This is a genomic window from Halapricum sp. CBA1109 (assembly GCF_009741825.1).
In the GTDB taxonomy this organism is placed as follows: domain Archaea; phylum Halobacteriota; class Halobacteria; order Halobacteriales; family Haloarculaceae; genus Halapricum.
In genome coordinates, this window is sequence record NZ_WPCA01000141.1 from 1 (window position 1) to 6,841 (window position 6,841).

The 6,841-nt window shown below is 67.4% G+C and carries 6 protein-coding genes and 2 pseudogenes; 4 read left to right on the top strand and 4 right to left on the bottom strand.

From position 1 onward, the window contains the following. A pseudogene (locus GJ629_RS18095) lies at positions 1 to 124 on the bottom strand (hypothetical protein); the annotation flags it as partial. Positions 125 to 609: 485 nt separating this feature from the next. Between GJ629_RS18095 and GJ629_RS13180 the strand changes: the two are divergent. Beyond that, the gene (locus GJ629_RS13180; protein WP_157513465.1) at positions 610 to 1,662 is read left to right on the top strand and encodes a hypothetical protein; all 1,053 of its coding nucleotides are present in this window, start codon (positions 610 to 612) and stop codon (positions 1,660 to 1,662) included. On the opposite strand, the gene GJ629_RS17645 is transcribed toward GJ629_RS13180, so the two are convergent. Next, complete coding sequence (locus tag GJ629_RS17645; protein ID WP_255475237.1) at positions 1,659 to 1,790, bottom strand: hypothetical protein; 132 nt, start codon at positions 1,788 to 1,790, stop codon at positions 1,659 to 1,661. The two genes, GJ629_RS13180 and GJ629_RS17645, sit on opposite strands and share 4 nt — an antisense overlap. 141 nt (positions 1,791 to 1,931) lie before the next feature. Between GJ629_RS17645 and GJ629_RS13185 the strand changes: the two genes are divergently transcribed. Then, complete coding sequence (locus GJ629_RS13185; RefSeq protein ID WP_157513466.1) at positions 1,932 to 3,935, top strand: hypothetical protein; 2,004 nt, start codon at positions 1,932 to 1,934, stop codon at positions 3,933 to 3,935. Between the two features lie 304 nt (positions 3,936 to 4,239). Here the strand turns inward: GJ629_RS13185 and GJ629_RS13190 are convergent, their stop codons facing one another. Continuing rightward, positions 4,240 to 5,010 (bottom strand): hypothetical protein, encoded by a 771-nt coding sequence (locus GJ629_RS13190; RefSeq protein WP_157513467.1) that lies wholly within the window; start codon positions 5,008 to 5,010, stop codon positions 4,240 to 4,242. Positions 5,011 to 5,097: 87 nt separating this feature from the next. Between GJ629_RS13190 and GJ629_RS13195 the strand changes: the two are divergent. Further along, positions 5,098 to 5,816 (top strand): annotated as a pseudogene (locus GJ629_RS13195) (metal-dependent hydrolase). Here the strand turns inward: GJ629_RS13195 and GJ629_RS13200 are convergent. Beyond that, positions 5,813 to 6,229, bottom strand: coding sequence for a DoxX family protein (locus GJ629_RS13200; protein WP_157513468.1), 417 nt, complete (start codon positions 6,227 to 6,229; stop codon positions 5,813 to 5,815). The pseudogene GJ629_RS13195 and the gene GJ629_RS13200 sit on opposite strands and share 4 nt — an antisense overlap. Positions 6,230 to 6,365: 136 nt before the next feature. Here GJ629_RS13200 and GJ629_RS13205 point away from each other — a divergent pair, with 136 nt between their 5' ends. Next, positions 6,366 to 6,695 carry a helix-turn-helix domain-containing protein gene (locus tag GJ629_RS13205; protein WP_197428606.1) on the top strand — a complete coding sequence of 110 codons (330 nt, stop codon included), beginning with the start codon at positions 6,366 to 6,368 and terminating at the stop codon, positions 6,693 to 6,695. The last annotated feature ends 146 nt before the right edge of the window (positions 6,696 to 6,841 follow it).

A 6,841-nucleotide genomic window follows, 5' to 3' on the forward strand; every position in this document is an offset into this window, starting at 1 on the left:
CGAACACGTCCCCGCCGTCGGCGAACGTGTAGACGGTCAGTTGCCCGTCCACGTCGCCGCCCATCCCCGGGAGCGCGATGCCGTCGACAGCGCGCGCCTCCTCCAGCAGTGTCCCGATGGCCGCCGCCGGGACGTGTCCCTCGACGGTGTATGCCCCGACGTCGAGCGTGTGACAGCCACGGAGGGCCTCCGGGACGCCGCGCTCGCGCCTGACCGCGTCCGGGTCGTCGGCGACCGTCTCGGTGAACTTCCCGTCGACGTTTCGTTCGAGGTACGTCGCGTACCGGCCACAGCAGCTACAGTCCGGGCCGCTGTACTGCTGGACAGAGTCGACGGCGAGCGGTTCCGCTACGTCGAACTGGCTTGTCGTCCCCGCTGTCTCGGCCGAACACCCCGCGAGACCTCGCCCCGAGGAGCGTTCCGCCGGCGGCGAGAAACTGTCGTCGCGTCCACGTCATCGCTACCCAACAGAGTGACAAATCGTTCGCGGCCGCTCTCAGCCGGTGGGAACCGCCGGCCCGCGGGCCCGCCCTCGCGTGGTCGTTCCTATCCGACCTGTGTCATCTTCCGTGAGGTTATATACCACAGGGGGTCAAACGTCGCCACCGTATGAGTGAGGACGACGACGAGGCCGAGACTCGCGACGGTCCAGTTCCGATCGGTGTCAAACTCGGGAGTACGCGGACGGTCATCGCCTACCCCGACGAGGACGGCGAGATGCAGACGGTCCGGACGCTGACGTGTCTGGCGACCTACGAGGACGCGCTGACGGGCGAGGAGAAAGTCCTCTACGGGGAGGAGGCCGCCCGGGAGTACCCCGACCGCGTGCAGTTTATGCTCCGCTCGGGACTGCCCGAGGACGACGACAGGGCGGAACTGACGAAGACGTTCTTTCAGGAGGTCATCGAGGCCAACGACATCCCCGAGAACAGTGCCGTCGTCTACGCTATCCCGACGCTGGACAACGAGGGCGGTCTACAGAACCTCCAGTCGGTCATCGAGGACAGCTCCATCGGGCAGGAACTGGTCCAGAGCTACCCCGAGTCGCTGTGTGGCTCCATCCCGGCCTTCGGCGAGGACCTCGAAGCTATCAACGAGATATTCGTCGCGGTCAACATGGGCTCGACGAACCTGGAGGCCTCGGGCTATCGCCGGGGTGAGCAGTTGGCCCCCTTCACCACGGGCGCTGTGACCGGCAACGAAGTCGACCGTGTCATCGCCAACTACGTCGAGGAGGAGACTCAGGGACGGGTCAACATCGACGTCCAGACGGCCCGCGAGTACAAAGAAGAGCACGCCGACTTCGAGGACTACGAGCCGTTCACCGACGTGATCCAGCAACCCGGCGGGGGCTCACACGAGTTCACCATCGAGCGCAGCGTGATGGACGCCGTCGACGAGTACGTCGACGACGCCGTCGACGAGTTCGCCAACACCTTCCTCCCCGAACTGGCAAACGACTACATGAAGGTGTACAACCTCGCGCTGGACAAGCCCGTCGTCCTCACGGGCGGGATGGCCTGCATCCCGGGTATCGTCGACGAGTTCGCCGAGCGAGCGAGCGAGGAACTCGACCGCGACATCGAAGCGACTGCGCCCGACAACCCCGCGAACTCGGCGACGGTCGGCGCTCAGCGCATCGCCGCCCACCTCATCGACTAGCCGTCCGCCCAGCAGGCCAGCCATCGGACGATTCGCGGCCGGTCGTCACGGGTCGTCTCCCGTCGGCCGATATCGAACTGTTCGTCCAAGCTGAGGCCCGGCGGCACCTCGATAGTGAACCGTCCCATATGTCGTGCGAACGATTGGCACTTCGGTCACTTAGCTACCCGTCAGACACGCGTCGCCGGCCGTGATAGTTCCGACACCTTCTGTCACGTAACTTACCGGGGTATATAATACGAGTCCTCACGTACGTCCCAGTATCATCGATGAAAAGTGGAGGGAACCAGTGGCAGGTCGACGACTCGCTGCTCACCGAGACCGGTCGTGGCGGACTGTTCACGGACGGGTACCTCCAAGGGAGACCGCTGGAGTCGTACTTCGAGCGGGGTGAGACGCCGCTTTTCGTCTTCGGCGACGGCAAGCGCGGGGTCTCGAAAGTCGACGGCGAGGAGACCGACCGCATCGTCCCGGCATCTGGCTTTCGCGCGATAACCGCGGTCACCGACCGGCACGTCCTGTTCGTGGTCGGCGGCGGCGGGCGCGACGGCGACTGGCACCACTCGATCAGGCTGGGCGACGTCGACCGCGTCACTGTCGAGGAGGGGCTGATCCGGGATCAGCTCTCGGTGTACGTCGACGGCGTCGAGTGGCAGGTGTACCTCAAAGACGTCGCGACCGACCGCGTCGTCTCGGTGTTGGAGGACCTCTCGTGGGCGTGGATCCGCGTCGAGACGGAGATCGGCGAGGCCCGCAAGCGGTTGGTCGACGCGAGCCAGTACCGCAAGTCCCGCGCCTACGAGGACGCCGAATCGAACCTCGCCGAGGCCCGCCGACACCTCGGAGACGCCTCGGCGGCCGTCGAGTCGGTCCCCGAGGAGGCGGCCGACGGGATGGCCGAACGGGTCGCACAGATCGAGTCCCGCTACCGGGACACCAAGCGACGGCTCCACGCCTCCCGCGCGACCCACCTTGTCGACGAGGCCGAACGCCACTGGCGCGGCGACGAGTTCGAGGCGGCCTACGAGACGTTCGAACGCGCCCGCGAGCAGTACCAGACGGTACTGGACATCTACGGGCTCGCACCGGACAAGGCGTCGGCGATGCGCGACCGGATCGAACACGTCGAGGCGAACCTCGAACTGCTTTCCTCGGCGCCGCTGGATCGGGCCGAGGAGACCCGTTCCCGCGCGCTGGCCGCCGAGGACCCGGAGACGGCGCTGGACGCGTGGTCCGACGCCCTCGAACAGTTCCGGACCGTGATCGAACTCGATTGGGGGGCCGACCGCGAGCGGTTCGACGGCGACGTCGACCTAGCGAGGGACCGTGTCATCCAGTCCGTCGACGGTATCCTCGCGGCCCGGCACGCGCTGGCCGACCAGTGCCGTGACCGCGGCGACGAGCGCATCGAATCCGGCGACGTGGGGGACGCCCGCGAGGCCTACTCGGCGGCTATCTCCCACCTCGAATCGGCCCGCGAGTTGGCCCGGGAGTTCGACCCCGACGCGCTGGACCGCATCGACGCGCGCCTCGACGACCTCGGGTCCTGTATCGAGGACGCCGCGGCGAACGTCGCGGCAAGCGACGACACCGACGAGTACAGCGACTTCGACAACTGGGTCACCCTCTCTGCGGAGTCCGAAGACAGCCACGACGAGGACGAATCCGAGGCTACCGGACCCGAAGTGGACGCGCCCGAGGCTGACGAACCCGGACCGAACGCGTTCGAGGCGGACAGCCCCGAGGCGGACCCATCCGGGAGCGCGGGCGAACCGTCGGCGTCACTGCTCGCGGACGGGACCGACGCGTCCGCCGGGGACTCCCCGCTGGACTCGCTCCGGGACGTCTCCGATCCGTTCGACGCTGGCGACGGGACCGAACCGCCGGCGTCCGTCGTCGACACCGTCCGCTCGCTGTCCGAACGCGTCCTGCTGGAAGTGACAGAGGCGACGTGGTCGGCGCTGGACTGGACGACCGAACTGCGGACCGTCGCGGACGAATCGGTCGTCCACGCGACGCGGACGGACCCCGACCCGGCGACGCTCGTCGTCGCCGTCGCCGACAGCGCGAGTGAGGACGCCGTCGAGACGGTCCGGTCGGCTCGGACAGCGGCCGACGCCGACCGCGCGACGCTGGTGACCGTCGAGGAGACGAGCGACGCCGCGGTGCGCCGGGCGAGCGAGGCCGACGTCGAACTCCTCGGCCCGACCGACTTCGCTCGGCTACTCGCCACCGAGGACCTGACCGATCTGCTCCCGGACGCTACCGCGTGACGTGACAGGCCGTCACAAACGCAATAATTAATAATCCTAAGATACTACAAGGATATGTAATGCCCAGTTGCCCCCAGTGTGGAACACGGATGAGCTACAACGATGAGACGACGAAACTGACAGAGTTCGTCTGTTCGAGTTGCCACCGGACCCTGATCGAGTACAAGGAGACGGACGTAGAGCACGCGGCAACGTGATTCTCGGGCGTCTCGTGTCTGTCCGACCCTGATCCTTTCCGCTCCCGAGTTCCGGCAGCCACAGCCAACCGCACCGCGCCGGTCAGGTGTGACAGTGGGGGATGTCGCTACTGGCGCCGGCCGACCTCGTTCGCGACGGCACTCCGGAACGCGCCGGTCGACGGGTCGATGCCGGCCGCCCGGAGGTCCCCGCGGTGTCGCCGGGCGAGTTCCTCCCGCACCCACTCCACCGCGTCGCCGGTCGCCGCCGAGACGAGCGAATCGGTCACCAGCGACGCGACGGCGTCGGCCGCGTCCGCGAAGTCTGGCCGGTCCGGGTCGGGGACGGCGTCGTTGTCCAGCACGCCCCGCCAGCCGTGTTTGTCGGCGATGCGGACGCGGCGACCGGACTGTCGGCGTACGCCGAGTCGGGGAACGCAAACCGGTCGGGGGGCGAGCGTGTCCGCGCGCCGCTCCCGGTCGATGGCCGGCGCCGGCGTGAGATCGATCCGCTCGAACCCCTCGTAGGCGCGCTCCGGGGAGATCAGGTCGCCGTGGACGCGCACGTCGGTCCCGAGGAAGGCCGGCAGGCGGTCGAAGTCGTACCCGATGCGGTCGTAGCAGGTGCCGACGCCGTACAGCGTCAGCGAGTCGACGTCGACGGCCGCCCGGAGGGCGTCACGGTCGAGGTCGGTTCGGAGCGTCCGGACGGCGGGGCGGGCCGCCGGCGGGACGGGCGCGTTCGACGGCGACTGCTCGCCGTCGTCGACGACGAGTTGACCGTCCGATTGCAGCGTCGCCCGGAGGGGAATCCCGTCGACGCGTTCGAACACCCAGCAGTGGCCCTCGGGCGACGTTCCCCCGGACGCGTGGTCGACTATCGTCGGAAAGGGGTCCATACCCGGGGGTCGTCGCGGCCCCCTATCAGTCCCGGGGTCGGATGCGGACGGGTACTTAAGTGCCAGCCGCCAGTATGCCCGACCGATATGGAGTTGACATGGTACGGCCACTCGACGTGGCACGTCGCGGTCGACGGAACGGACCTGCTGATCGACCCCTTCTTCGACAATCCGAAGACGAACACCAGTCCCGGGGACCTCGACCCCGACTTCGTCCTGTTGACTCACGGCCACGACGACCACGTGGCGACGTGGGGTCGTTCCCGGACGCGACGGTCGTCGGGTCGCCGGAGGTCACCGGCTACGTCGTCGAGGAACACGGTATCGACGAGGACGCCGTCGTCGGGATGGGCCTCGGCGGGACCGTCGAGTGCGGTGACGCGTTCGTCACGATGCACCGCGCCGACCACACCAACGGGGTCGGGGCCGGGTTCGAGACGCCCAGCGCCGGGATGCCGGCGGGGTACGTCATCTCGGATACCAAGCCGACACAGGTCGCTGACGACGAGTCGACGACGTTCTACCACGCTGGGGACACCGGCCTGATGTCCGAGATGAAAGACGTGATCGGACCGTACCTCGAACCCGACGCGGCCGCGGTCCCCGTCGGCGACCACTTCACGATGGGGCCGATGCAGGCGGCGGTCGCCGTCGACTGGCTAGACGTCGAGTACGCGTTCCCGATGCACTACGACACGTTCCCGCCGATAGAAATCGACCCCGAGGACTTCGTCAGAGAAGTGAAAGCGACCGGTAGCGATACCGAGGTCCACGTCCTCGAAGGCGACGAGTCAGTCGACCTCTAGAGGCCGATACCGACGGCGTAGGGCCAGGCCGACCCGCCGAGGGCCAGAAAGACAAGCGCCCCGCCGAGCAACCCGACGTTTTTCAGGAAACTCGTCATCTCCGACTGCTGTTGGTCCTCGGGGACCGCCCAGAAGTTGTGCATCACCGGCGTCGTCACGAGGAGGAAGACGGCCAGTGCGCCCGCCGCGACGATGGGGAAGACACCGGCGGCGATGCCGAGGCCGCCAGCCACCAGTATGACACCTGTGGCGACGACGCCGAACGCGGGTGCAGGGATGCCTTTCGAGGCCGCGTAGCCAGCCATCCCTTCGACGTCCGTGAAGTGGTTGAGACCGGTGAAGGCCAGTACGAGGCCGAACAGCAGGCGGGCGGCGAGGAACGCCTCCGCCGCGAGGGGGCCTTCGATAGCCATCACCGACCCCCCATAGCGGGCCGCGTCGTTCGAACACCGTTCAGTTCCGTTGTGATAGTGGGTTTCATCACAATACCTGATTCGAATGCGAACCTATATGTATATTCCCGGACATAGGTGTCATCAGGTATCACCGATGTCATCCCACCTAGAGCAGGAGTCGGAGCCGCCGGGGCCGTGCGGAGTCGTGAACTCGATAGATCAGATCGGATCGCGCTGGCGGTTGGTCGTCCTGCACGAACTGCAGGACGGCGAGCGGCGGTTCAACGAACTGAAGCGGGCGACGGACGCGAGTTCGCGGACGCTCTCGCGCGTGCTGGACGACCTGCAGGAACTCGACTTCGTCACGCGGCGGATGGAGGCGGACGCGCCGGTCGCGACGTACTACGCGCTGACGGAGAAGGGTGAGTCGCTGGCGCCGGTCTTCGAGTCTATCGAGTGTTGGGCCGACGAGTGGTTGGAGTAGGTGGGCCGCAGCGAGCGTAGCGAGCGAGGCCCACGAGACCGACGCGGGGAGGGACGACCCGCGGAGAAGTAGGTGGGCGCGACCAACGGGAGCGCCCACGAAAGCCCGAACGGGGAGCGGAGCGACCCGTGAGCAGTAGGTGGGCC

Excerpts from the sequence above, each read along its gene's own strand:
- GJ629_RS13200 (WP_157513468.1), bottom strand. The coding sequence starts at position 6,229 with ATGGCTATCGAAGGCCCCCTCGCGGCGGAGGCGTTCCTCGCCGCCCGC.
- GJ629_RS13185 (WP_157513466.1), top strand. The coding sequence starts at position 1,932 with ATGAAAAGTGGAGGGAACCAGTGGCAGGTCGACGACTCGCTGCTCACC.
- GJ629_RS13180 (WP_157513465.1), top strand. The coding sequence starts at position 610 with ATGAGTGAGGACGACGACGAGGCCGAGACTCGCGACGGTCCAGTTCCG.
- GJ629_RS13190 (WP_157513467.1), bottom strand. The coding sequence starts at position 5,010 with ATGGACCCCTTTCCGACGATAGTCGACCACGCGTCCGGGGGAACGTCG.
- GJ629_RS13205 (WP_197428606.1), top strand. The coding sequence starts at position 6,366 with ATGTCATCCCACCTAGAGCAGGAGTCGGAGCCGCCGGGGCCGTGCGGA.
- GJ629_RS17645 (WP_255475237.1), bottom strand. The coding sequence starts at position 1,790 with ATGGGACGGTTCACTATCGAGGTGCCGCCGGGCCTCAGCTTGGACGAA.